The organism is Curtobacterium poinsettiae (assembly GCF_025677645.1).
GTDB classification, from domain to species: Bacteria; Actinomycetota; Actinomycetes; order Actinomycetales; family Microbacteriaceae; genus Curtobacterium; species Curtobacterium poinsettiae_A.
This window is the reverse complement of sequence record NZ_CP106879.1, coordinates 3,513,509-3,537,972: the sequence shown is the minus strand read 5'-3', so window position 1 is coordinate 3,537,972 and position 24,464 is coordinate 3,513,509. Positions and strand designations below refer to the sequence as shown.

20 protein-coding genes and 1 pseudogene are annotated in these 24,464 nt (G+C 72.0%); 12 read left to right on the top strand and 9 right to left on the bottom strand.

The features are described from left to right. Positions 1–6 precede the first annotated feature (6 nt). The 3 genes from OE229_RS16880 to OE229_RS16870 all read left to right on the top strand — a co-directional run bounded on the left by OE229_RS16880 (position 7) and on the right by OE229_RS16870 (position 3,035). Positions 7–543, top strand: coding sequence for a hypothetical protein (locus OE229_RS16880; RefSeq protein WP_182065160.1), 537 nt, complete (start codon positions 7–9; stop codon positions 541–543). A gap of 155 nt (positions 544–698) precedes the next feature. Then, positions 699–2,156, top strand: a complete 1,458-nt coding sequence (locus OE229_RS16875; RefSeq protein ID WP_262138996.1) for a sugar porter family MFS transporter — start codon at positions 699–701, stop codon at positions 2,154–2,156. Between the two features lie 138 nt (positions 2,157–2,294). Beyond that, positions 2,295–3,035 carry a ZIP family metal transporter gene (locus tag OE229_RS16870; protein ID WP_262138994.1) on the top strand — a complete coding sequence of 247 codons (741 nt, stop codon included), beginning with the start codon at positions 2,295–2,297 and terminating at the stop codon, positions 3,033–3,035. 96 nt (positions 3,036–3,131) lie between these two features. Here the strand turns inward: OE229_RS16870 and OE229_RS16865 are convergent, their stop codons facing one another. From OE229_RS16865 to OE229_RS16855, 3 genes are all read right to left on the bottom strand, one after another. Next, on the bottom strand, positions 3,132–4,106 hold the full coding sequence (locus OE229_RS16865) for a zinc-binding dehydrogenase (RefSeq protein WP_262140067.1): 975 nt from the start codon (positions 4,104–4,106) through the stop codon (positions 3,132–3,134). A gap of 27 nt (positions 4,107–4,133) precedes the next feature. Continuing rightward, entirely contained in the window at positions 4,134–4,556 is a 423-nt protein-coding gene (locus tag OE229_RS16860; RefSeq protein ID WP_071406102.1) for an organic hydroperoxide resistance protein, read from the bottom strand. Positions 4,557–4,653: 97 nt separating this feature from the next. Then, positions 4,654–5,136: a MarR family winged helix-turn-helix transcriptional regulator gene (locus OE229_RS16855; protein ID WP_259580209.1), complete on the bottom strand. Its 483-nt coding sequence runs from the start codon at positions 5,134–5,136 to the stop codon at positions 4,654–4,656. 104 nt (positions 5,137–5,240) lie between these two features. Here OE229_RS16855 and mvk point away from each other — a divergent pair, with 104 nt between their 5' ends. Genes mvk through OE229_RS16830 form a run of 5 tightly spaced genes read left to right on the top strand, consistent with a single transcriptional unit; the run spans position 5,241 to position 10,503 of the window. Next, a complete protein-coding gene (gene mvk / locus OE229_RS16850) occupies positions 5,241–6,224 on the top strand; it encodes a mevalonate kinase (RefSeq protein ID WP_259580208.1) in 984 nt (327 codons plus the stop codon). Further along, entirely contained in the window at positions 6,218–7,219 is a 1,002-nt protein-coding gene (mvaD, locus tag OE229_RS16845) for a diphosphomevalonate decarboxylase (RefSeq protein WP_262138993.1), read from the top strand. Before mvk ends, mvaD begins: the two co-directional genes overlap by 7 nt. After that, entirely contained in the window at positions 7,216–8,298 is a 1,083-nt protein-coding gene (locus tag OE229_RS16840) for a phosphomevalonate kinase (RefSeq protein WP_262138991.1), read from the top strand. Before mvaD ends, OE229_RS16840 begins: the two co-directional genes overlap by 4 nt. Continuing rightward, positions 8,291–9,355, top strand: a complete 1,065-nt coding sequence (locus OE229_RS16835) for a hydroxymethylglutaryl-CoA reductase (RefSeq protein ID WP_182065153.1) — start codon at positions 8,291–8,293, stop codon at positions 9,353–9,355. The genes OE229_RS16840 and OE229_RS16835 overlap by 8 nt, the downstream gene beginning before the upstream one ends. Beyond that, the gene (locus tag OE229_RS16830; RefSeq protein ID WP_182065152.1) at positions 9,352–10,503 is read left to right on the top strand and encodes a hydroxymethylglutaryl-CoA synthase; all 1,152 of its coding nucleotides are present in this window, start codon (positions 9,352–9,354) and stop codon (positions 10,501–10,503) included. The genes OE229_RS16835 and OE229_RS16830 overlap by 4 nt, the downstream gene beginning before the upstream one ends. Positions 10,504–10,569: 66 nt before the next feature. On the opposite strand, the gene OE229_RS16825 is transcribed toward OE229_RS16830, so the two are convergent. Both OE229_RS16825 and OE229_RS18070 read right to left on the bottom strand, forming a co-directional pair. Next, positions 10,570–11,553: an SRPBCC family protein gene (locus OE229_RS16825; RefSeq protein ID WP_262138990.1), complete on the bottom strand. Its 984-nt coding sequence runs from the start codon at positions 11,551–11,553 to the stop codon at positions 10,570–10,572. A gap of 178 nt (positions 11,554–11,731) precedes the next feature. Next, positions 11,732–11,926, bottom strand: a pseudogene (locus OE229_RS18070) (ArsR/SmtB family transcription factor); the annotation flags it as partial. A 79-nt stretch (positions 11,927–12,005) separates the two neighbouring features. On the opposite strand from OE229_RS18070, the gene OE229_RS16815 reads away from it, so the two are divergent. The 4 genes from OE229_RS16815 to OE229_RS16800 are packed head-to-tail and all read left to right on the top strand — an operon-like array spanning position 12,006 to position 14,977. Next, positions 12,006–12,473, top strand: a complete 468-nt coding sequence (locus tag OE229_RS16815; protein ID WP_182065149.1) for a hypothetical protein — start codon at positions 12,006–12,008, stop codon at positions 12,471–12,473. After that, entirely contained in the window at positions 12,473–13,378 is a 906-nt protein-coding gene (locus tag OE229_RS16810) for a hypothetical protein (protein ID WP_262138988.1), read from the top strand. Before OE229_RS16815 ends, OE229_RS16810 begins: the two co-directional genes overlap by 1 nt. 4 nt (positions 13,379–13,382) lie before the next feature. Continuing rightward, on the top strand, positions 13,383–14,573 hold the full coding sequence (locus OE229_RS16805) for an alpha/beta hydrolase family protein (RefSeq protein ID WP_262138987.1): 1,191 nt from the start codon (positions 13,383–13,385) through the stop codon (positions 14,571–14,573). An 8-nt stretch (positions 14,574–14,581) separates the two neighbouring features. After that, complete coding sequence (locus OE229_RS16800) at positions 14,582–14,977, top strand: DUF7882 family protein (RefSeq protein ID WP_182065146.1); 396 nt, start codon at positions 14,582–14,584, stop codon at positions 14,975–14,977. A 483-nt stretch (positions 14,978–15,460) separates the two neighbouring features. Here the strand turns inward: OE229_RS16800 and OE229_RS16795 are convergent, their stop codons facing one another. The 4 genes from OE229_RS16795 to OE229_RS16780 form a co-directional block, all read right to left on the bottom strand. After that, positions 15,461–17,251: a sulfite reductase subunit alpha gene (locus tag OE229_RS16795; protein WP_182065145.1), complete on the bottom strand. Its 1,791-nt coding sequence runs from the start codon at positions 17,249–17,251 to the stop codon at positions 15,461–15,463. Next, positions 17,248–19,830: a glutamate synthase-related protein gene (locus OE229_RS16790; protein ID WP_263344768.1), complete on the bottom strand. Its 2,583-nt coding sequence runs from the start codon at positions 19,828–19,830 to the stop codon at positions 17,248–17,250. Before OE229_RS16790 ends, OE229_RS16795 begins: the two co-directional genes overlap by 4 nt. Then, entirely contained in the window at positions 19,827–22,817 is a 2,991-nt protein-coding gene (locus tag OE229_RS16785; protein WP_263344765.1) for a glutamate synthase central domain-containing protein, read from the bottom strand. The genes OE229_RS16790 and OE229_RS16785 overlap by 4 nt, the downstream gene beginning before the upstream one ends. Before the next feature lie 291 nt (positions 22,818–23,108). Next, on the bottom strand, positions 23,109–24,401 hold the full coding sequence (locus OE229_RS16780) for a bifunctional glycosyltransferase family 2/GtrA family protein (RefSeq protein WP_259580204.1): 1,293 nt from the start codon (positions 24,399–24,401) through the stop codon (positions 23,109–23,111). Positions 24,402–24,464: the final 63 nt, after the last annotated feature.

Here is a 24,464-nt window from a genome sequence, read left to right as displayed (position 1 = left end):
GAGGGCATGGAGCGTTCGGAGATCCTCGCCGCGGCTGCCGCCGCGCACGCCGCCCGCATCGCAGCGGCCGGTGGTGACGACGTCGCAGCGCGTGAACGGGCCGACAGTGTCCGGCGCCGGGCCGACGGGCTCACCGACCGGTACGACACGGTCGAGGGCACGGGCGGCGAGTCCGACGCCCGCGACGCCGCGCGCCGACGTGCAGGCGAGGCGGACCGCGCGGCCTCGCGCACCGAAGGCGTCCTGTCGGACTGGCACCGGATGGGCACCCGTCGCGGCGTCACCCCCGATGCGCAGGTCCGCACGGCGTGGACCGTGACCGGGGTCCCCGAGCGCGGCGACGCCCGAGCCCTGGCCAACGTGCTGCTCTCCACCGCGGGGCACGCCGGCCGCGTCGCCGACGCTGCCCGACGCAACCCCGCCCTGGCCGGTGCCGCGAGTGCCGCCGCCCGCCGGACCGTACGCCGCTACACCGACCACGGCGCCGACATGGCCTCGTTGGGGGACGTCCTGGGCGAGGGCCCCGTCGACGACGAGCGCTAGGCCCGACCCGCGCATTGGACCGCTCCCCTCCTCATCAGGCGTTATGTGGACCGATCCAAACGACCTGACGACAGAATGTCCAATTGACAGGACATGGAATCGGGTTACGATCGGTCCACGCGATGAAGCGCGATCACCGACGAAGGAGTCACCGAATGGTCGACATCAAACCGACAGCCCCGACTGTCGCACTGCCCCCGTTGGGGACCGGTCCGCACCGCCGACGACTCGGCGTGCTGGCCCTCGTCGCCACGTTCGGCGGGTTGCTCTTCGGGTACGACACCGGTGTCATCAACGGTGCCCTGAACCCGATGAAGGCGGAGCTCGGCCTCACGAACTTCACCGAGGGCGTGGTCACCAGCTCGTTGCTCTTCGGCGCCGCGATCGGTGCCATGCTCGGCGGCCGCATCGCCGACGGCTGGGGTCGCCGCAAGACCATCATCCTGCTGGCCGTCACGTTCTTCGTCGGCACGCTGATCTGCGTGGTCGCGCCGACGTTCGAGGTCATCGTCGTCGGTCGTGTGCTCCTCGGGCTCGCGGTGGGTGGCGCCTCCACGGTGGTGCCGGTGTTCCTCGCCGAACTCGCACCGTACGAGATCCGCGGGTCGTTGTCCGGCCGCAACGAGCTCATGATCGTGATCGGCCAGCTCGCTGCGTTCGTGGTCAACGCCTTCATCGGCACCGTGTGGGGTGAGGGCAACGGCGTGTGGCGCGTCATGCTGGCCGTCTGTGCGCTCCCCGCGATCGCGCTGTTCGTCGGCATGCTCCGCGTGCCGGAGTCGCCGCGCTGGCTCGCGTCGAAGGGGCGCAACGACGAGGCACTCTCGGTCCTCGGGCAGATCCGCACGACGGAGCGGGCGAACGCCGAGCTCGACGACATCAAGCGCACCAACGACCTCGAGGCGAAGCTGCAGAAGGTCAGCGGCTGGCGCACCCTGCTCGGCAACAAGTGGCTCATCCGCATCGTGCTCATCGGTGCCGGGCTCGGGGTCGCGCAGCAGCTCACCGGCATCAACTCGATCATGTACTACGGCCAGACCGTGCTGATCGAGTCGGGCTTCGAGCAGTCGGCAGCGCTCATTGCCAACATCGCGCCCGGCGTCATCGCCGTGATCGGTGGCATCATCGCCATCTCCAACATGGAGAAGATCAACCGCCGCACGACCCTGATCATCGGGTTCTCGCTGACGACCGTCTGCCACTTCCTCATCGGCATCGCCTCGGTGGCGCTGCCGGACGGCAACCCGGCCCGCCCGTGGGTCATCCTGTTCCTGGTCGTCGCGTTCGTCGGCTCGATGCAGACCTTCCTCAACATCGCCGTGTGGGTCGTGCTGTCCGAGATCTTCCCGACCCAGATCCGTGCGCTCGGCATGGGCATCTCGGTGTTCTGCCTCTGGATCGCCAACGCGTTCCTCGGGCTGTACTTCCCGACGATCGTCGCCGCGACCGGCATCACCGGGACCTTCTTCGGCTTCGGGGTCGTCGGGCTGCTGGCGCTGCTCTTCATCTGGAAGTTCGTGCCGGAGAGCCGCGGTCGCACCCTCGAAGAGGTCGAAGAGGGCGTCACCACCGGCAACATCTTCACCGTCCCCGTGAAGGCGTCGCGCCGCTAGGTCACACCACGCTGCACCGAGTGCGCAGAAGACGTCGGGTCGCCCCAGGGCGCCCGACGTCTTCTGCTCACCATGGGCACGCAATCGTGTCCGGGCGACCTTGGCGCGTCCGCATCGTCCGGTTCCTACACTCGACCCGTGCATCCCCTCCTCCTGGCATCCGGGGCCGGCCTGGCTTCCGGTCTCGCCCTCGTCGTCGGCGCCGCGATCGCCTGGTTCGTCCGCGTGCCGCGCACCGTGGTCGCCACGATCACCGCCTTCGGCGCCGGCGTCCTCATCTCCGCGCTCTCCTTCGACCTGGTCGCCGAGGCCACCCGGTCCGGCACCTTCTGGACGGCGATGGCCGGGTTCCTGGGTGGAGCGGTGGTCTACGTCGGCCTCGACGTCCTGCTGGAACGGCGCGGTGCGCGCAAGAAGCGCAGCGGAGCCGGGTCACCCGGCTCGGGCACGGGACTCGGCATCGCCCTCGGCGCGTTGCTCGACGGCATCCCGGAGACGGCGGTGCAGGGCGTCGGACTCGCCGCCGGTGGGTCGCTGTCCATCGCGGTCGTCGCGGCCGTCATCATCTCGAACCTGCCGGAGGGGCTGTCGAGCACCTCGGACATGAAGGCGAACGGCCGCGGTGCCCGCTACGTCTTCACGGTGTGGGGGGCCATCGCCCTCGCCTGCGCCCTGTCGGCGCTCGGCGGGTACGCCATCCTCGGGCAGGCACCCGCCGGCGTGCAGAGCGCCGTGACCGCGGTCGCCGCCGGAGCGATCCTGGCGATGCTCGCCGACACCATGCTGCCGGAGGCGTTCCGGAAGACCGGCCCGTGGACGGGCCTCATCGCGGTCGTCGGGTTCTTCGCCGCCTACGGCATCCACGTGGTCGGCGGCTGACGCGCGATCCAGCGTCCCGGCGGTGGACGGGTGGACAGACGGACGGGAGGCCCGTGGCGGTGTCGCCACGGGCCTCCCGTCCGTCTGCTGGTCGCGCTACGGGCGCAGGAGCACCTTGCCGACGCGTCCGGCGGTGTCGCTGGCGCGCACGGCGTCGCGGACCTGCTCGAAGGCGAACGTCTCGGCGACGGGGAGCGTCAGCGAGCCGTCGAGGACGCGGGTGATGAGCTCACCGAAGAGCTGCCCCTTCGTCTCGGCCGGCATCGTCTTGCTGACGACGGAGCCCCAGAAGCCCTTCACGGTGAGCTGGCCGAAGATGACCTTGCCCGACGGGATCTCGAGCGTCGGGGACGCCATCGCGCCGAAGACGACGAGGGTGGCGTCCTCGCCGAGCACCGAGGCGATGTCGCCGGCCGCCTTGCCACCCACCGACTCGACGCCCGCGATGATCGGGGCGCCGCCGGTGATCGCCGCGACCTGGTCCTGCCAGTCGTCGGCGTCGGTGGCGACGATGCGCTCGATGCCCTGCTCGCGGAGCTCGTCGACTCCGGCGGCGCGACGGACGAGTCCGATCACGTTGATGCCGCGGGCGGCGCCGAGCTGGGCGACCATGCGTCCGACCGCACCGTTGGCGGCGTTCTGGATGATCCAGTCGCCCTCGTGCAGGTCGAGCGAGTGCAGCAGGCTGATGGCGCTGAACGGCATCGAGACGAGCTGGGCGGCGGCCTCGTCGGACATCGCGTCCGGCACCGGCACGAGTCCGGCGGCGTTCGCGGTGTAGTACTCGGCCCAGACGCCGAAGGCGCCGCCGGCGACGCGCTGGCCGACCTGCAGGTTCGTGACGCCCTCGCCGAGCGCCTCGACGACGCCGAGTGCCTCGGTGCCCGAGGCGGCGGGGAGCTCCGGCTTGAAGCCGTAGGTGCCGCGGACGGTCCACAGGTCGTGGTTGTGGATGGGGGAGAGGACCGTGCGGACGAGGACCTCGCCGGCGCCGGGCGTCGGGACGGGGCGCTCCTGCACCTCGAGGACGTCGGCGGGCTCGGCGAACGTCTCGTGGACGACGGCGCGCATGGTGGTGGGGGTGGTGGTGCTCACGGGTCAGTCCTCCGAGACGACGATGGTGACGTCGATGTTGCCGCGGGTCGCGTTCGAGTACGGGCAGACCTGGTGGGCAGCGTCGGCGAGGGCCTGGGCCTGGTCGTGCTCCAGGCCGGGGATGACGACCTCGAGCATGACGGCGAGCTGGTAGCCACCGTTGCCGTTCGGGCCGATCGACACGCGTCCGCCGACGGACGAGTCGGTGATCTTCACCTTCTGGCTGCGGGCGACGCCCTGCAGTGCGGAGTGGAAGCAGGCGGCGTAGCCGGCTGCGAAGAGCTGCTCGGGGTTGGCGCCGTTGCCGGAGCCACCCATCTCCTTCGGGATGGCGAGGTCGAACTCGACCGTGCCGTCGCTCGTGGCGACGTGGCCGTTGCGGCCTTCGCCGGTGGCCAGGGCCTCGGCGGTGTAGAGGGTTTCCATGGGGTTCCTTCCTTGTGGGGCGGATCGTGAAGTGGGTGTGCGGCGTGCTCTCGCGATCAGCGACAGTTCACGGGCGCACGGCGGCGTGCGGTGTCGCTCAGCGCGAAACGGCGCCAGCGTCAGCGCCAGCGCCAGCGGCGTCACGCTCGGGGTCGGCCGCCGCGTGCATCGTCTCGGTCAGCCGGTGCAGCGTCGCGATGAGCTCGGCGGCGGCGCGTTCGTCGGCCAGGCCCATCCCGGCGGCGATGCGCGCGGGGATGCCGCTCAGCTCGGACCGCAGTTCGCGCCCGCGCTCGCCGACGGTCACCGTGACCACGCGCTCGTCGGTGCTGCGGCGCTCACGGCGGACCAGGTCGCTCTGCTCCATGCGGCGGAGCAGCGGCGAGAGGGTGCCGGAGTCGAGCTGCAGGTGTTCCCCGAGGCTCGAGACGGTCTGGTCGCCCTCGACCCACAGGGTCACGAGCACCAGGTACTGCGGGTACGTCAGACCCCAGGGTTCGAGCATCGTGCGGTACGCCTGCGTGGTGGCACGGGACGCCGCGTAGAGGGAGAAGCACACCATCTCGTCGGTCACGGGCATGTGTCCACACTGTCACGCAACCCAGTTGTGCACAACTCGATGCAGCGGATGCCCAGCTGACGAACACGCCGACGGCCCGGGCGGTTAGGCTGACGTGACCCACGATGACCAGCAGCGACCTCGACAACACCACGACCCCCGGCAACGGATCGGCGTCGTCCCACGGCAAGACGATCCTGATCGGTGAGCACGCCGTGGTCTACGGCGCACCCGCTCTCGTCCTGCCGGTGCTCGACGCACGGGTCGTTGCGACGGTGACTCCGGTCGCCGCCGACGCCGAGCAGCCCGGGCACAGCCTGCAGTCGACCGTGCACACCGGCCCCCTCGACCTCGCACCCGCCGCCGTGATGCCGACCGTCACCGCCGTCACCGCGACCCTGCGCCACTTCGGGGTCACCGACCGGCACTTCCACGTCCGGGTCGACAGCGAGGTGCCGACAGCACGCGGCATGGGCTCGAGCGCCGCGGTCGCCGCCGCCGTGACCGCCGCCGTCGCCGACGCCCTGGGCGAGACCCTCGACGTCGAGACCCACCACGAGCTCATCCAGGAGTGCGAGCGCGTCGCCCACGGCCGACCGTCCGGCCTCGACGCCCGGGGCGTCGTCGCGTCCGCGCCGGTCTGGTTCGAGGGCGGGCACATCGAACCCGTCACGCTCGGCGCCCGGTTCACCTTCGTCGTCGCGGACACCGGCGTCCCCGGGCACACCCGCGAGGCCGTGTCGGCCGTCCGCGCCCGCCACGACCAGGACCCGACCGGCGTCGGTGCCGTGATCGACCGGATCGGCGCGCTCGCCCGGCGGGCACGGGGGACACTCGAGGACGGCGACGCCCAGGCTCTGGGTGCCACCATGGACGCCGCGCACGACCTGCTCAGCACACTCGACGTGTCGAGTGACGACCTGGACCGGCTCGTCGACGCCGCACGTGCTGCGGACGCCCTCGGCGCGAAGCTCACCGGCGGCGGGCGGGGCGGGTGCGTCCTCGCGCTCGCCGCGGACGACGACCACGCGGACCGCATCGCGGCCGCACTCCGCGGCGCAGGGGCCGCAGCCACCTGGACCACCACGATCGGAGCCCGCGCTTGCTGACAGCCACCGCCGTCGCGCACCCCAACATCGCCCTCGTCAAGTACTGGGGGAAGGCGGACGCGCAGCTCGCGCTGCCCGCCACGGGCAGCGTCTCGATGGGGCTCGACGTGTTCCCGACGACGACCACCGTCACGGTGGACGGCGGACGGGAGGCGCGTGATGCGTTCACGCTGAACGGTCACGTCGTCGACGACGGTGCGCTGGGGCGCGTGCAGCAGTTCCTCGACCTGGTGCGCGAGCTCGCGGGGTCGTCCGAGCGGGCGTCGGTGGTGTCCGACAACACCGTCCCGACCGGCGCGGGGCTGGCATCGAGCGCGTCCGGCTTCGCCGCCCTGGCGACCGCGGCCGCCGCGGCCTACGGCCTGGACCTGTCGCAGCGCGACCTGTCCCGTCTGGCCCGTCGCGGTTCGGGCTCGGCCACGCGCTCGATCCCGGGTGGTGTCGCCGTCTGGCACGCCGGCGACGACCAGGGCTCCTTCGCCGAGCCGATCCCCGCCCCGCCGATGGCCATGGTCGTGGTCACGATCGACGCCGGCCCGAAACCGATCGGATCGCGTGAGGCCATGCGCCGCACCATCGCAACGTCGCCCTTCTACCCGGCCTGGGTGACCTCGACCACCGAGACCGTCGGCGACATGCTCACGGCGTGTGCCGCCGGCGACTTCACCCGCATCGGCGAGATCACCGAGAGCAACGCGCTCCGCATGCACGCGACGATCGAGGGCGCGTTCCCCCCGATCCGCTACCTCAACGCCCGCAGCGTCGCCGTGTTCGACGCCGTCGCCGAGCTGCGTGCCGGCGGCACCGAGGCCTACGCCACGGCCGACGCGGGCCCGAACGTCGTCGTGCTCACGAAGCCGCAGGACCGGTCGGCCGTCGCCGGGGCGCTCGCGTCGCTGGGGGACGTCATCGAGTCCGGCACCGGACCTGCCGCGCGGGTGCTCCGCTCCGAAGAGGTCGGGAGCAATCCCGACCAGAAGGAGTCCGCGCAGTGATCGAGTTCCGTGCACACGGCAAGCTGTTCGTCGCCGGCGAGTACGCCGTCGTCGAGCCGGGCCAACCGTCCGTCTTGATCGCCCTCGACCGAGCCATCACGGCGAAGGTGCGCGAGGGCCACGGCGCGGGCAGCGTGCACTCCGAGGAGTACGGGCACCTGCCGCTCACGTGGACCCGTGCCGAGGACGGCCTGGCGCTCGACCGCGAGCACCACCCCTACGACTACGTGATGGCCACGATCGACCTGGTCGAGAAGCTCCGCGCCGAACACGGCATCGCCCCGCGGTTCCACGACCTGCGCATCGAGAGCCAGCTCGACGACGCCAGCGGTCGGAAGTTCGGCCTCGGGTCCTCGGCTGCGGTCACCGTCGCCACGGTCGGCGCACTCGACCGCTTCTACGGCATCGGGCTGACGCAGCGCCAGCGCTTCCAGGTCGCCCTGCTCGCCACCATCCGGGTGAACCCGCGGGCCTCCGGCGGCGACCTCGCCGCGAGCACGTTCGGTGGCTGGCTGCGGTACAGCGCCCCGGACCGCGAGCGCCTCGCCGCGATGCTCGGCGACCACGCCGTGTCCGCGATCCTGACGGACGCCGACGCGTGGGAAGGCTTCGACGTCCAGCGGCTGCCCGCCCCCGAGAACCTGCAGCTGCTCGTCGGCTGGACCGGCTCGCCCGCGTCCACCACGAAGCTCGTCGACGTGGTGCGTCGGCACCGCAACGGCGGGTACCAGGCGTTCCTCGACGAGAGCCGCAGCGCCGTCGACGACCTGACCACGGGCCTCCAGACCGGCGACGCCGAGCGCACGCTGGGCGCCCTCAGACGCGCCCGTGGGCTGCTGCAGCGCCTCGGCGACTCGGTCGGGTCGCACATCGAGACCGAGCGTCTCGCGACCCTGTGCGACGTCGTCGAGGCGGCGGGTGGGGCGGCGAAGCCGTCCGGTGCCGGTGGCGGCGACTGCGGCATCGCGCTCGTCCCGGCGGACACCGACCCCGCCGGCATCCACCGCGCCTGGGAGGCGCACGACATCAGACACCTCAGCGTCGCGGTGCGAGCACCAGAAGGAGCCCTCGATGAGTGACCTGCTCACACCGATCCCCACCAAGTGGGTCGGTCCGATCCGCGTCAGCGGCAACGCCGTGCAGGGGGAGCACGAGGTCCCCCTCGCCACCTACGAGTCGCCGCTCTGGCCGTCCGTCGGCCGCGGCGCCCGCATCTCGCGCATGGTCGAGGACGGCATCGTCGCGACCGTCGTCGACGAGCGCATGACCCGCTCGGTCGTCGTCCGTGCCGACAGCGCGGCAGCAGCCCACGTCGCCGCGGGCCAGATCCTCGCGCGCCAGGACGAGCTCGCCGCGATCGTGTCCGGGCAGAGCCGGTTCGCCAAGCTCATCGAGGTCCACCCGGAGATCGTCGGGGACCTGCTGTTCCTGCGCTTCGCGTTCACCACCGGCGACGCCTCCGGTCACAACATGGTCACGCAGGCGGCGGACAAGCTGCTGCCGGCGATCCTGGACTGGCAGCCGGGCCTGCGGTACGTCTCGGTGTCGGGCAACTTCTGCACCGACAAGAAGGCCACCGCCGTGAACGGCATCCGTGGACGAGGCCGCAACACCATCGCCGAGATCGTGATCCCCGGTGAGGTCGTCGAGAAGCGCCTGCGGTCGAGCACCGCGCGCATCGTCGAGCTCAACATCGCGAAGAACCTGATCGGGTCGACGATCGCCGGGGCCATCCGCTCGGCGAACGCGCACTACGCGAACATGCTGCTCGGCTTCTACCTGGCCACCGGGCAGGACGCAGCCAACATCGTCGAGGGCTCGCAGGGCATCACGAGCGCCGAGGACCGCGACGGCGACCTGTACTTCGCGACCTCGCTGCCGCACCTGATCGTCGGCACGGTCGGCAACGGCAAGGGCGGGGACCTGCCCGTCGTCGAGGACGCCCTGGTGCGCCTCGGCTGCCGACAGGAGCGGGAGCCGGGCGGGAACGCCCGCCGCCTCGCTGCCCTGTGCGCCGCGACCGTCCTGTGCGGGGAGCTCTCGCTCCTCGCCGCACAGACCAACCCGGGTGAGCTGATGGCCGCCCACGTCGCCATGGAACGCCGTGGCGCGAAGCCCGCAGGGGGTGTGGCATGACCGGCGTCGGCATCCACGACATCGCGATCGCGACCGGGCACCACGTGCTCGAGCTCGACGACCTGGCCGAACGACTCGGCGTCGACCCGGCGAAGTACCACGTCGGCATCGGGCAGGACGCCTTCAGCGTGCCCGCGCCCGACGAGGACATCGTCACGATGGGCGCCGCCGCCGCGAAGGAGCTCATCGAGCGACACGGCGTCGACGGCATCCGCACGGTGCTGTTCGCCACCGAGTCCGGCGTCGACCAGTCGAAGGCCGCCGGCGTGTACGTGCACGGCCTGCTCGGGCTGCCGAAGGCCGTCCGCGTGGTCGAGCTGAAGCAGGCCTGCTACGGCGGGATGGCCGCGGTGCAGCTCGCACTCGGCATCGTCGCCCGGGCCCCGCACGAGCGGGTGCTCGTCATCGCCGCCGACGTCGCCCGGTACGACGTCGACACCCCGGCCGAACCGACCCAGGGTGCCGGTGCCGCCGCGATCCTGGTGTCCGCCGACCCCGACCTGATCGAGATCGAGCCGGCGGCCGGCGTGTACACGGCGGACGTGGACGACTTCTGGCGGCCGAACGACCGCTCCACCGCGCTGGTCGACGGTCGGCTCTCGGTGAGCGCGTACGTCAACGCGTTCGTCGGAGCCTGGGACGACCTGGCGGAACAGGGCGGCCCGGCGTACGACGACATCGCCCGGTTCGTGCACCACCAGCCCTTCACCAAGATGGCGATCAAGGCGCACCGCAAGCTCACGCAGCACGTCGGCGCACCGTTCGACGAGGCCGACCTGGCGATCGGGTTCACCTACAACCGGCAGACCGGCAACACCTACACGGCGTCGCTCTGGATCGGGCTCGCGGCGCTGCTCGACCTGGACGACGACCTGGCGGGGGAGCGGCTGGGCCTGTTCAGCTACGGCTCCGGCAGCGTCGGTGAGCTCATCACCGGCACCGTCCGGCCCGACTACCGCGAGCACCGCCGTGCGGGTCGCGTGCGGTCGCTGCTCGAGGCACGGGTCCCGCTGACGGTCGACGCCTACCGCGCGCTGCATGCCGCGGGTGCCGCCACCAGCGAGGACGTCGAGCGTCCGCGCGTCACGACCGCGCCGTTCCGGTTCGCCGGCGTGCGCGGCGGCGCGCGTCACTACGAGGCGTCCTAGACCGGATACCGGGACGGACGGGAGGCCCGTGGCGGCGCCGCCACGGGCCTCCCGTCCGTCTGCCGGTCACGCTTCGGACAGGACCTCGCGTTCCAGCCGCTGGTAGCTGGCCTCCATGCCCTCCGTCATGCCGGTCGCGAGGATCGCGTCCCGCTGCTGGCGGTCCGGGTAGGTGACGAGCAGGGTCATGAGCGTGACGCCGTCGGCTTCGTCGAACTGCAGGTCGTTCGTGTTCGGCGGGAAGGGCGCCCCGGTCATGCGTTCGGTCGACACCATCCGGCGTTCCGGTTCCACGACGAGGTTCTCGCCCTCGAACCCGAAGGGCTCGCCCTCGGTGTCACCCGTCGGCGCCCAGGCCTGCCGGAACGCGCCGCCCGGGGTCAGGTCGTTCTCGTACACCGTCATCTCCCACCCGTCGGGTCCGAGCAGCCACCGGCGCACCAGTTCGGGCTCGGTGTGCGCCCGCCAGAGCAGGTGCCGCGGCGCCGCGAACGCCCGCGTGATCCGGACGTGGGTGTCGTCGAGGACCTCGGTCTCGGTGCCCGCACCGAGGGCCCACTCGCGCAGGTCGGCGAGCACCCGGTCGAGCTGGCCGAACGCCTGCCGGTAACCCTCGAGCATGCCCATCTCGAGCATCGCGTCGAGGTCGGCGGTCGAGGCGAACGAGGACACCACGGTGACCCGCGAGCCGTCGTCGGCCGGCTCGAACGACAACACGGTCTCGCCCGCGGGCAGCGACTCGTCGACCGTGCCCTCGGGGTCGGTGAACAGGTCGCGGAAGACGATGCGACGGGGCTCGTCGACCTCGGTGACCTGCCACACGGCGTGGAACCGCTCGCCCTGCGGAGACGTCATCCGGTAGTCGGCACGGCCACCGGGGCGCAGGTCGAACGTCGTGAACGTCGCGGGGAACGCGGGCGGTCCCCAGAACCGCTCGAGCTGGCGTGGGTCGGCGAAGGCGGCCCAGAGGCGTTCGACGGGGACGGGGAACTCGGCGACGAGGGTCATCGAGCGGGCCTCGGGATCGGTGTGGACGGACGTGGTGGGCATCATCGCTCCTGGTGTCGTCTGGTGCTGGGCGTCCGGACGCCTCGCCGTCGAGCAGGTCGCCCAGACGGTCCATGCGGCTGTGCCAGAGGCGGCCGTAGGCGTCGAGGAGGGCACGGACCCGGTCGAGCTGCTCCGGCTCGGCGCGCACGATGCGGGTGCGGCCGCGGGCCTCCTTGCTCACGAGTCCGGCTCCTTCGAGGACGGCGACGTGCTTCTGGACGGCGGCGAACGACATCGAGTAGGCGTCCGCGAGCTCGCTGACGGACGAGGACCCGACGAGCGTGCGCCGGACGATGTCACGACGGGTCGCATCGGCCAGTGCGTGGAACACCCGGTCGACCTCGGCGTCGGACAGTTCGATTCCTACAACCATTTGGTTGTAGGTTACGTCCGGCCGGTCTCGTCCGCAAGGGGGACCTGCCGGTAGTCTTGCCGCGGAGATCGGAGGGGCGATGGCGGAGCAGCTGGGTGCGTCCGGTGCCGTCCGTGCCCTCGTGGCCACCCTGCCTCGTGCACCGCAGCTGTCCGACGTGGTGAGCGGCGTCGGTCGGATGGTCGGCAAGCCCACGCGCGTCGTCGACGTCGACGGGCCGAGCTGGGGTCCGCTCACCGCGCTCGTGTCGCAGTTCGAGCACGAGAACCTGGTGCTCGTGCCGGCCGGCGCACCGCCGCTCTACCGCATGCACTGCGTGCTGCACGAGCTCGGGCACCTGGTGCACGGCGACGTCGGCACACCGACCCGGTCGTCCGTCGCCGAGTTCGCCGCCGGGGGCCACGTCTGCCGTCGCGCGCTCGACGCCGACTCCGGGCTCGTGAGCATCTCCGACGACGACGAGCACTTCGCCGAACGGTTCGCCTACGAGCTCGCGACCGTCCTGCTCGCCGGGGCCACGGGCGCGGACGAGCGGGCCTACGGCTGATGGCCGTCCTGCACGCCGCGGCCTTCTGGTTCGCGGCGCTGATCTTCCTCGCCCGCACGCCGTACGTGCTGCGGAACCCCCGTGGTCGGGCTGCCTGGGGCGCCACCGGCGTCGGGGCGCTCGGGCTCCTGACCCTCGGCAGCGTCGTGCCGCAGCCGGTGCTCGACGGTGCCCTGGGCGGCTCGAACCTCATCAACCTGGTGCAGAACGTCTGCGCGACCGTCGCGTTCTGGCTGATGCTGCGCGCGAGCACGGACGACCTGCCGGAGCGCCCACTGCTGGCACGGCCGGTGGCGCTGCTCCTCGTGGTCGTGGCGTTCACGGTGCCGTTCCTGCTGGTCGAGGAGCGTGGCGGGACCGACTTCCACTTCATCGTGCGTGAGATCGAGCAGACCCCGATGTGGCTCTACGCGACCGTGTACATGGTGGGCGTGGGACTGATCGCCGCGACGACACTGCGCCGCGGCGTGCTGCAGAACCCGGTGGCGCTCGTGGTGTTCCGCGTCGGGCTCGCCCTGGTCGTCGTGGCGAGCGTCGACGAGGTCGTCTCGCTCACCGCCGACCACTTCGGACTCTTCCCGGCCGGGGTGCGGGACGGACTGCGCCTGGCCTTCGACCCGCCGTTCTACCTCGGCATCGTGCTCATCGTCGTGGCGATGGCCTCGCTGACGTTCCGGCGGTGGGGCCGTGACCTGCGCCACCGCGCGCACCACCGACGCCTGCGCCGCATCGCCCGTCGGCACGCGGTGCGGGCGGTCGAGCGGCCGGGGGACCCGCAGGCCCGGACCTACGACCTGGTCATCGCGATCCGCGACGCCGAGGTGCAGGGACGGACCCTCGACGACGCCGAACTCGCGCAGGTGCGGTCGGCGGAACGGACCCTGACCCGGAACCTCGGAGGATGACGGCGTGACGATCGTGTGGTGGGTGCTCGGAGCGCTCGTGGTGCTGGCGGCGGTGTCCCTGGCGGTCCTGGTCGTCCTGCGGAAGGTCGTCGGCAGGATCGTGCTGCCGGGTGGCCATCGGTGGACGCCCGTGATCGAGTCCGACGCGGACTCCGTGCGGCTGCCGATCACCGACGACACCGTGCGGCCGGGGGAGTACGGGCTGTGGCACGACGGCCCGGGGCACACCACCGTCGGGCCGGTGCTCGAGGTCGACGAAGCCGCCGGGTTCGTGCGCCGGGCCGTGGTGCGGACGACCGGCGCGGTGTCGTCGCGGGTGCGGTGGAGCGGGCACGTGTACCCGGACCCGGCGGCGATGGACGTCGACTGGTCCGAGGTGTCGCTGCCGACGCCGGTGGGGCCGGCGCCCGCGTGGGTGGTGCGGCCCGGGCCGGACGGTGCTGCACGCCCGGACCGCGGGGCTGCGCAGGGTGCCGATCCTGCGGCCGCCCGGACCTGGGCCGTCCACGTGCACGGGATCCGGACGACCCGGGTCACCGCGCTCCGGACCGTCCCCGCGGCGCTCGAGCTCGGCTGGACCTCGGTCGTCCCGTCGTTCCGTGGCGACGGCGAGGCCCCGTGGGAGGGCCGGGCCTCGCACCTCGGCACGCGCGAGTGGGCGGACGTCGAGGTGGCGCTCGACCACGCCGTCGCGAACGGGGCCGAACGGCTCGTCATCGTGGGGTGGTCGATGGGCGCGACGATCACACACGAGCTCCTCGCCCGTTCGGTGCACCGCGACCGCGTGGTCGGGATCGTGCTCGTCGCCCCGGCACTGGACTGGGCCGTCACCGTCCGGTCCCAGGCCCGTCGCGCGGGGCTGCCGGGCCCCGTGGTGGGCGCTGCCCTCGGGGCGATGGCGACGCCGGTCCTCTGCCGGCTGGTGGGGCTGCGCTCGCCGGTCGACGTGCGGGAGCTGTCCTGGTTGCGTGCGCCGCGGCGGCTGCCCCCGACCCTGCTCATCCACTCCACCGGGGACACCACGGTGCCGTTCTCGGCCAGTCAGGAGTTCGCCGACGCCCACCCCGGCACGGTCACACTGGCGGTCAGCGAACCCGCCGAGCACGCCTGGGAGCGCAACGTCGACGCCGTCTGGTTCGACCGCACCATCACGAACTGGGCGTCCGGTCTCGCGCACACCGGAACACAGGAGTAGAAGGAGCCATGGGGCAGCTCATCTACGACGGCCGACCGCTCGACCTGCGGATCGACGACCGCGCGCTCACGCACCTGCAGATCGTCATCGTCAACATGCTCCGGCGCGATCACCGCTTCGCGTTCTCGTGGAAGGACGACGTCGTCCACGGCAACGGTCGCAGCACGATCTGGCTGAACCCCAACGTGAGCCTGCACTTCAAGTTCACCGGCAGCCGGGTGCCGTCGATCAACCGCAGTTGGCTCGAGGACCTCTACGCCTCGGCCACCTCGGGGTCCGGGCTCGTGCTGACCCCGGAGCCGCAGGACACCAGCACGGCGGCCGACTCCGCGTGGTCGCGGGCGGTGGCGCCCGGCGACGCGGACGACGCCTCGGGGACACCGAGCGGGAGCACTGCGCGCTGATCCCGGCGCGGTAGCACGTGCGCTGGTCCCGGCGCGGTAGCACGTGCGCTGGTCCCGGTCAACGGGTTCCGCTCGGACTCTCCACCGTCGTACCGTTTCCGTACCGCGGTCGGCTGTCGTCCCCCGCACCGGTCTGCTCGGGCTCCGGTGTTGACAGAGTCCGCGGCAGGAGGGGAACCCGAACAGTCCGTGACGCACAGCGAGTCCGGTGCCGACCAACCACCGGTCGCCGAGAATCGCGAGGGACGCGAGTCCCGGATCAGGGGACTCGCTGCACGCATCACCGACGCTGTGCGTCGACGACGCGTGCGTCACACTGCAGGGCCCGCCGGTCCGCCCCCATCGACCGGCGCTCCTCCGGGACCGCCCCGGCCATCGGATTCGGGTTCCGTGGCCGGGGCGGACTCATCAGGCCTGCGTGCAGAGCCGCCGTCGCACCCGCACGGGGCTCCGCCGTCACGCGGGCCGCACGCCGTGTGCGGCTCAGTAGACGTCGCGCACGTACCGCTTCGCGCGACGCAGGTCCGCCAGGTAGGCCTGCGCGTCGTCCTCGCCGCGCCCGCGTCCGGTCCGGATCACCTGGAGCAGTGCGGCCTCGACGTCCTTCGCCATGCGTGAGGCGTCGCCGCACACGTACAGGTGGGCGCCGTCCTCGAGCCAGGCGAACAGCTCCGCCGAGCGCTCGAGCATCCGCGTCTGCACGTAGACCTTCTCGGCCTGGTCGCGCGAGAACGCCAGGTCGAGGCGGTCGAGCACACCCTGCTCCTGCAGCTCGGTGAGCTCGTCCTGGTACACGAAGTCGGTGTCCCGGTGCTGGTCGCCGAAGAACAGCCAGTTGCGCCCCGTCGCGCCGGACACCGCGCGCTCGTGCAGGAACCCGCGGAACGGCGCGACCCCCGTGCCCGGTCCGATCATGATCATCGGGGCCGACTCGTCCGCCGGCACCCCGAACGACACGTTCGGCTGCAGGTAGACGTCGACGGTGCCGTCCGGGTCGACCCGGTCGGCCAGGAACGTCGACGCGACGCCGGCGTACATCCGGTGCGGGTCGCCGTAGCGCACCGACGCGATGGTCAGGTGGATGCGGTCCGGGTGCGCCAGCGGGCTCGACGAGATCGAGTACTGGCGCGCCTGCAGCGGCCGCAGGTTCGGCAGCAGCTCGTCGAGTCCCGGGGCGGCCGGGCCGGCGTCGCGGAGCAGGTCGAGGACGTCGCGTCCCCAGAGCCAGCGGTCCAGCTCGTGCTTGTCGCCGTGCGCCACGACGGCCGCGAGCTCGCTCGACGGCGCGCGCTGCACCAGGTCGGCGATCAGGTCCTTCGAGGGCGTCCGGATCTCACGGTCGGTCCGCAGGACCTCGGTGATCGGCCGGCCGTCGAACGCCTCGCCGCCGTTCGCGCCGACCTGCTCGAGCAGGTCGGCCACGAAGACCTCGTCGTTCACCGGCACGACCGCCAGGGCGTCGCCGGCCGCGTACTCGATGCCCGAGTCGCCGAGGTCGAACTCGTAGTGCCGGATCTCCTTCGCGCTGCGCGGCGAGGAGAGCAGCCGGTTCTCGACCAGGCGCGACGGGTACGGGTTGCGCTTGTTCCACTGCGACCCCGGCCGGGAGGCACGGCTCGCGCCCGCCCCGCCGGTCGCGCCGGCACCGTCGCCGGCACCACCGCCCGGGGTCGCGCCGGGTGCAGCTGTCGCGCCGGCCTCGGCGGCGAGGCGGTCGAGGACCGCCGCGGTCCACAGTGCGGCCGGGTCCTCGAAGTCGACGTCGCAGTCGACACGGTCGTGGATGCGGGTCGCGCCGAGCTGCTCGAACCGGGTGTCGAGGAGCTTGCCGGCCTGGCAGAACTCGTCGTAGCTCGTGTCGCCGAGTCCGAGGACGGCGTACTGCAGCCCCTCGAGCCGCGGCACGGTGCTCGCCTGGACGGCGTCCCAGAACAGCCCGGCGTTGTCGGGCATCTCGCCCTCGCCGTAGGTCGAGGTGACGACGAGCACGTGCGACATCTCGGCCAGCTGCTCGGGGGTGACGGCGTCGAGCGCACTGGCACGACCGCCGAGTCCGCGGGCCTTCGCGCCGGCGACGAGCTCGTCGGCCAGGAACTCGGCGTTGCCGGTCTGGGTGCCGAAGAGCACGTCGATCGTCGTCGTGGGCGCGCTGGCTGCGACCTTCTTGCCGGCGGCGGCGATGCCCGCGATGAACCCGGCGAGCCAGGACTCCTGGGCGGCCGAGAACGGTGCGTCGACGGGGATCAGCGACCCGGTCGGGGGGAGCAGGCTCACGCGGTCACCGCCTCGGTCGGTGCCTGCGGTGCACGGCGGGCGATGTCCTCGAGCGCCGCGGTGGCGAGCAGCTCGTCGAAGCGGGCCTCGCGGACGCGACCGTCGTTCTTGGCGTTCTGGTGCATGATCCACCCCGTGGTGCCCGGCGCGTCCATGCTGCGGTTGTTCCGCTGCGTGAGCGCGCGCTTGTAGTCGTCGAGCCGCTTGATCGCGATGAGGGTCGCGAGCTGGTCGTCGGCGAACCGGTCGAGCGTGCCGCGCAGGTACTTCACGACGCGCTGCTTGACGGAGAAGTCCTCGGTGAGCACGAGGTTCTTGACGGCCTCGGCGACCCGCGGGTCGGCGGCACCGAACGCACCCGGGACGCGCTCGAGGGCGACGTCCTGGGCGACCCCGAGCACCGTGTACGACGACAGCAGCGAGAACATGTCCTCGCCCTGGTCGCCGAGCGCCGGGGCACGGCCGTCGAGCACCGTGCGCTGGTCGCGGTAGTCGAGCTTGAACGCGCGGAGCTTGTCGGTGGCGATCGAGGTCGCGAGCTCGTCGAGGAGGTCGGGCCTGGTCGCCGCCGCGAGGATCTCGCCGGCGTCCTGCGTGAGCAGCAGGGCACGCGGCATGCCGACGTACACGTGCGCTCGGGCGGTGTCCCACTCGGCGAGCAGCCGCTCGGCCAGGGCCGAACCGGTCGCCTCGAGGTGCCACTCGAGCAGCAGGCGTGCGGCGGACTCGTGGAAGGCACCGCGCTCGGTGTCGGTGACGGGGAACACCAGGAGCGAATCCGTGCTGGCCCGCTCGGCGACCTGGCCGGACGGGTCGTACTGGTACAGGAACCCGCCGGACATGCCGTTGCCGAGGCCCTTGCCGAACGCGCCGAGGTTGAAGACGGCGCCACCGGTCATGTACTCGCAGCCGAAGTCGCCCACGCCCTCGACGACGGCGGTCGCACCGGAGTTGCGGACGGCGAACCGGTCACCGGCTTCGCCCTCGACGAAGGTGCGTCCACCGGTCGCCCCGAACAGCGCGAAGTTGCCGACCAGCACGTTGCCGCCCTGTTCGGCGCTGCCGCCACCGGGGGCGCGGACGATGATCCGTCCGCCGCTCTGGCTCTTGCCGACGCCGTCGTTCGCGGTGCCGGTGTGCTCGAGCACGACGCCGTCGTTGTTGAAGACGCCGTAGGACTGCCCTGCCGAGCCCTGCGTGCGGATCGTGACCGCGCCGTCCACCAGCCGGCGGCGTCCGCGGTCGTCCGTCGTCACGGCGGGCAGGCCCTGGACGTCCTCGGCGCCGAGCTCGTGGTTGAGCAGGCGCTCGAGGTCGATGCCGAGCTGGCCGCCGACCGACTTGTCGGCGTTGCCGAGCAGCACGCCGTGCACGAGTACGTGCTCCTGCGCGTGGTCGACGAGCGCGGTGCGGACGCGCTCGAGCAGGGCGTCGTCGGTGTGGAAGTCCTTCTCCAGGTACTCCGGGTCCGCGACGATCTTCTCGGGCACCTGGGCGAGCAGGGCGCGGGCGTCGAGCCGGCCCACGCTGGCCGGGTGGTCCAGGAGCTGCAGCAGGTCGGTCCGGCCGCGCGCCTCGCGCAGGGAGCGCAGGCCGAGACGGGCCAGGATCTGCCGCACGTCGTGGGCGATGTTGAGCAGGTACTGCGCGAGCGCGCGGGGGTCGCCCTCGAACGCCTCGGCGTTCGTGGTCAGGCCCGCCGGGCACTTCACGTTGCAGTTCTTCGCCATCACGCAGCCGAGCATCATGAGCGCGGTCGTGCCGAACTCGAAGCTGTCGCCGCCGAGCAGGGCGCTCGTGACGACGTCGCTGCCGGTCTGGTGCGCACCCGAGCAGCGGAGCGTGACCTTCTGGCGCAGGCCGTTCGCGACCAGGGCCTGGTGCACCTCTGCGACGCCGATCTCCGCGGAGCGGCCGGCGTACTTCAGGCTGGTGACCGCCGCGGCGCCGGTGCCGCCGGTGTTGCCCGCGACGTTGATCACGTCGGCCCCGGCCTTCGCGACGCCGACCGCGATCGTGCCGATGCCCTCGGACGAGACGAGCTTCACGATCACCCGGACACGAGCGGCCTTGCAGTCGTGGATGAGCTGCGCGAGGTCCTCGATCGAGTACGTGTCGTGGTGCGGCGGCGGCGAGATCAGCTCGACGCCCGGCGTGCCACCACGGGCCGCGGCGATGTCCACCGTGACCTTGGGTGCGGGCAGCTGGCCACCCTCGCCGGGCTTCGCGCCCTGGCCGATCTTGATCTCGAGCTCCTCGAGCATGGGGTCGGCGAGGTAGCCGGCCCAGATGCCGAAGCGGCCCGAGGCGAACTGCTTGATGCGCGAGCCGCGGATGGTGCCGTACCGGGAGTGGTGCTCGCCGCCCTCACCGCTGTTCGACATGCCGCCGACCATGTTCGTGCCGTGCGCGACGGCCTCGTGGGCGGTGGCGACGAGCGCACCGTGGCTCATCGCACCGGAGGCCAGTGTCCGGGTGATCTCGTGGGCCGGCTGCACCTCGTCGAGCCCGACGCTCGCCGGGGCGCTCTGCAGCAGCGCGAGCAGGGCGACGGCCGCACCGGTGGCGCGGAGCGTCACCCCGGTGTCGTCGACGGCGTCGACGTCGATCTGCCCCGGTGGAGCAGCGCGAGGCCGTCCGCCAGTGCCGCGTGGCGCAGTGCACCCGTGGACCCCGTCGACGTGAGCTCCAGCCGGAACCGCTCCGTGCCTCCCGGCAGGTCCTGGTCGTCCGACGGACGCGAGCCGGAGAGCCCGCGCACGGTGACGCTGGCGTTGCCGCTCGTCGAGAAGCGGCCGAGCTCGCGGGCGAAGTCCTCGGCCGTGTCGATCCCGGTGACGTCCGCGGGCAGCGCGAGCACGTCGCGGAGCGCGGCGGGACGACGGGACCGCTCGTCGTGGGTCGTCTGCAGGAACGTGACGTACCCCGGCGTGATGCGGTGCGCGTCGATCTCGGCATCGCTCAGTCGGTCGTACCCGGTGTTCCGGTACGCGGCGTCGGTGATGCCGAACGAGTCGTCGAGCTGGCCGAGCGTGAGCAGGCGTAGCGCGTCCGAGTCGCCGGAGCGTTCGAAGGCCGGGCGCTCCTCGGTCATGCCACCGAACCCGCGGACGCTCGCGACGCCGAACGAGTGGCCGGCGCCGTCGGAGCGTTCCTTGAACAGCCCGAGCAGCGGGACCTGGCCCTCGGACGCCACCGAGCGGGCACGCTCGTGCCAGTCCGTCGCCGCCTGGGCGATGCGCGCGAAACCGACGCCGCCGACCGGTGCCTGCATGTGCGGGAAGATCCGCGCGAGCACGTCGTCGCCGGTGTCGAGGTAGTTCGGCTCGAAGAACTCGCCACCGATGTAGCTCTCGGCGGTGCACAGGCCGACGCGGCCCATGGTCTTCGCCAGGGCCTTCTCGGCGGCCTTGCGGAACTGCTTCAGTGCGAGGTCGGTCGCGGTCAGCTCGCCGGCGGGTGCGGGTGCGGCGGGGTACTTCTCCTCCGCACGCAGCCGAGCGCTCAAGCTGTACACAGCGGCGGCACCGAAGCCCAGCGCGGTCGCGACGTGGTGTGACGATGGCAGCTGACCGCTCTCCGCGACGACGGACACCCGCAGGCGCAGACCGGTCTCGATGAGCCGCTGGTTGACGGCGGCCACGGCCAGGATCACGGGGAGGGGCGCACGGGTCGACGACACCTCGCGGTCGGTCACGACCGCGATCCCCCCACCGCGCGCCGCGAACGCCTCGATCGCGTCGCACAGCGCGTCCAGCGCGCCGCGCACCGCGTCGGCGTTGGCCTGCTCGTCGTCGGGCACCGGCACGTAGAGCATGTCGAAACGTTCGAGCGGCACGATGTCCTGCTCGCGCAGCCGCACCATGTCGAGGTGCCCGAGGATCGGGGACTGCACGACGAGCTGACGCCCCGTGGTGCCCGTGCCGTCCGGCTTCGCGCCGAGCGCGACGCGCATCGACATCCCGTCGGCCTCGCGGATCGAGTCGAGCGGCGGGTTCGTCACCTGGGCGAAGCGCTGCGAGAAGTACTTCGCCATGCCGCCCTCGGTGTCGCTCAGGGCGTTGATCGCGTTGCCGTAGCCCATCGCCGAGATGCGCTCCGACCCGTTCTGCAGCATCGGGTCGAGCATGAACCGGAAGCTCTCCTGGTTCAATGAGTACGCCACGTACCGCCCCGCGAGCGACAGGTCGCCGTCGTAGCCCAGGGTGGACGTCGTGCGCTCGTAGTCCGGAGCGGGCACGTCGTCCAGGTTCACGCGGGCGGCGTCGAGCAGGGCGCCGTAGTCACGGCGGGCCGCGAGCATGTGCAGCACCTCGCCCGTGCGCATGCGGGTGCCGGTGCGGTGGTCGACGACGAGCATGCCGCCGGCCTCGATGCGGCCGCGGTGGACGACCTCGTCGGCGTCGAACTCGACCTGGCCGGCCTCGGACGACACCATCAGGTACTCGGCCGTCTCGACGGTGCGCAGCGGCCGCAGGCCCAGGCGGTCCAGGCGGGCGCCGACGACGTCGCCGTCGCTGAAGATCACGGCGGCGGGGCCGTCGTTCTTCTCCTCGTACAGCGAGAAGTACTCGAGCATGTCCCGGACGTCCGGGGTCAGGGTGCGGTCGTTCTCCCACGCCGGCGGCATGAGCGAGACCACGGCCTCGATGATCTCGAGCCCGTCGTCGAACACGCGGCTCTGCAGGGTCTGGTCGAGTCGGCTCGAGTCCGACTGCCCGGGCGGACGCACGATGCTCCGGGTGCGGGCCCGCGCGAGCGCCTCGTCCGACAGCCGGTTCTTGCGGTCGGTGTTGAGCTCGCCGTTGTGCGCCATCAGGCGGAACGGCTGCGCCATCGTCGGGTGCGGCTCGGTGTTCGTCGAGAACCGGGTGTGGAAGTACAGCGTCCGCACCGAGTGCCGGGGGTCGCGCAGGTCGGTGAAGTACCCGATCACCTCGCCCGAGTTCAGCCGGCCCTTCAGGATCTGGGTCCGGGCGCTGAGCGAGAGCGGGTACAGGGCGGCGTGCTCGGCACGCTCGGCGGCGGCCTGCGCGTAGGACACCGCCTCGATCGCGAGCAGGGCGCGGTTCGCGGCGGCGTCGACCTCGGTGCGGTCCCAGTCGGACGGTGCACGGAAGACCCACTGCAGGATCGGCAGCTGGTACTGCTCGGCCTCGGGGCGCGCGACGGAGTGGTCCACCGGGACGTCGCGGACGAGCAGGAGCTCGAAGCCCTGCTGCTCGATGGCGTCCGTGACGGTCTGCTGCGCACGCGCGCGCTCGGCGTCCGCGGCCGGGCCGGCGCCGCTCGGCACGAAGCAGTTCGCGACGCCGAAGTGCCCGGCGCGCAGCTGCTCGCCGGTGATCGCGCTGAAGAACTCCACCGACAGGTCGATGCTGACGCCCGCGCCGTCACCGACACCCTCGGCGGACTTGCCGCCGCGGTGCGGGATGGAGCACAGCGCTTCGTCGCCCTTGCGGATGACGTCGTGGCTCGGTGTCCCGTCGAGACGGGTGATGAAACCGACGCCGCAATCGCTCGATTCGCGGGCAGGGTCGTAGAGACCGAAAGAGGTGGGGTTCACGTGCGGGTCCAGTGGGGCGTTGCCGGCAGCGGACGGCGCGGGCTGCATCGATGGAGCGCTCGCCGCGGGCAGACCGATGGTGGCAGTCGGGCCCTGTGGGGTGGTGGTGCGGTACGGCGATGCTACGGCTTGGTATACCGACCGTGCAACACGGGTGGTGTGGCGCACCGTGCGGCGTTCTCGCGGTGGTGCGAGGGTGATCGCTCGGTGCGAGGCCGCAGCGCCGCACGGAGCGGACGACCTCGCACCGGATGGGCGGCGCGGCGGGTCGCTGCCGTGCTGCTCGCGGTGTCAGGCGGCGCGGTCACCGGTGCGTTCGGCGGTCGCGATCGGTTCGGTGACCGCCGTGCTGGCGTCGGCCGCCGGGGTGGTGCCGGGGCGGATGAGCTCCGGGCGCCGGCGAGCACGGAACACCCACGCCTTGAACAACACGAACCGCACGCCGGTCGCCACCAGGTTGGCTGCCGTCAGCACCGCGATCTCCGCACCGTGCGAAGCGCCCGGTACCGACGCGTGCAGCACCACCAGCGACCCCGACGTGATCGCCCAGGCGACGCCGAACACGACCAGGCCCTGCACGTGGTGCCGACCCGCTCCCGCACGGCCTCGCACCCCGAACGTGAACCGTCGGTTCAGAGCGGTGTTGCCGATCGCCGTGACCAGCAGCGCGAGGAAGTCTGCGGTCTGGGCACCGATCGCCGGCCGGAACAGGGCGTACAGGGCGGCGAACGCCAGGGTCGAGAGCACCCCGATCGCCCCGAACCGCAGGACCTGCCCGAGGAACCCGACGCTCGGTGGGCTGAACGGCTGCCGACCGATCGCCGTGTAGACCGTGCTGATCGGCACCCGCCCGGTGGCGATGTTCCTCGACACCCGCCACATGCCCTTCAGGTCCTCGGTCGCGGTCGACGCGATGTGCACCGAGGAGTTGACGTCGTCGACCCAGTCGACGGGGACCTCGTGGATGCGGAGTCCCGCGTGCTCGGCCAGCACGAGCAGCTCGGTGTCGAAGAACCAGGCGTCGTCCTCGCACAACGGCAGCAGGTGGTCGGCAGCGGCCTTCGTGACCGCCTTGAACCCGCACTGCGCATCCGAGAACGACACCCCCATCGTCGTCCGGAGCAGCAGGTTGTACGAGCGCGAGATGAACTCCCGCTTGCTGCCGCGCACCACGCGCGACGAACCTGCCAGCCGGGTGCCGATCGCCAGGTCCGAGTGCCCCGACAGCAGGGGTGCCACGAGGGGGTCGAGCGCGGCGAGGTCGGTGGACAGGTCCTCGTCCACGTAGACGAGCACGGTCGCGGGCGATGCCGCCCAGACCTCCTTGAGTGCGCGGCCCCGGCCCTTCTCGGGCAGGTGCACCGCGTGGACGCCGGGGAGCATCGCGGCGAGGTCGTCGGCGATCCGGGCGGTGTCGTCGGTCGAGGCGTTGTCCGCGATCGTGATCCGCCACGAGTGGTGCAACGACGTCCGGCAGAAGGTGTGGAGCCGTCGCACGTGGGCGGCGAGCGTGTCCTGCTCGTTGTAGCAGGGGACGACGATGTCGATGTCGAGGGGCTGGTTCGTCTCCGTCATGCCGCTCATGCTCGGCAGCGGGGCTACGGGGGCCGAGGCAGGGCGCTGTGGCCCGGGTAAGAACGAACACCA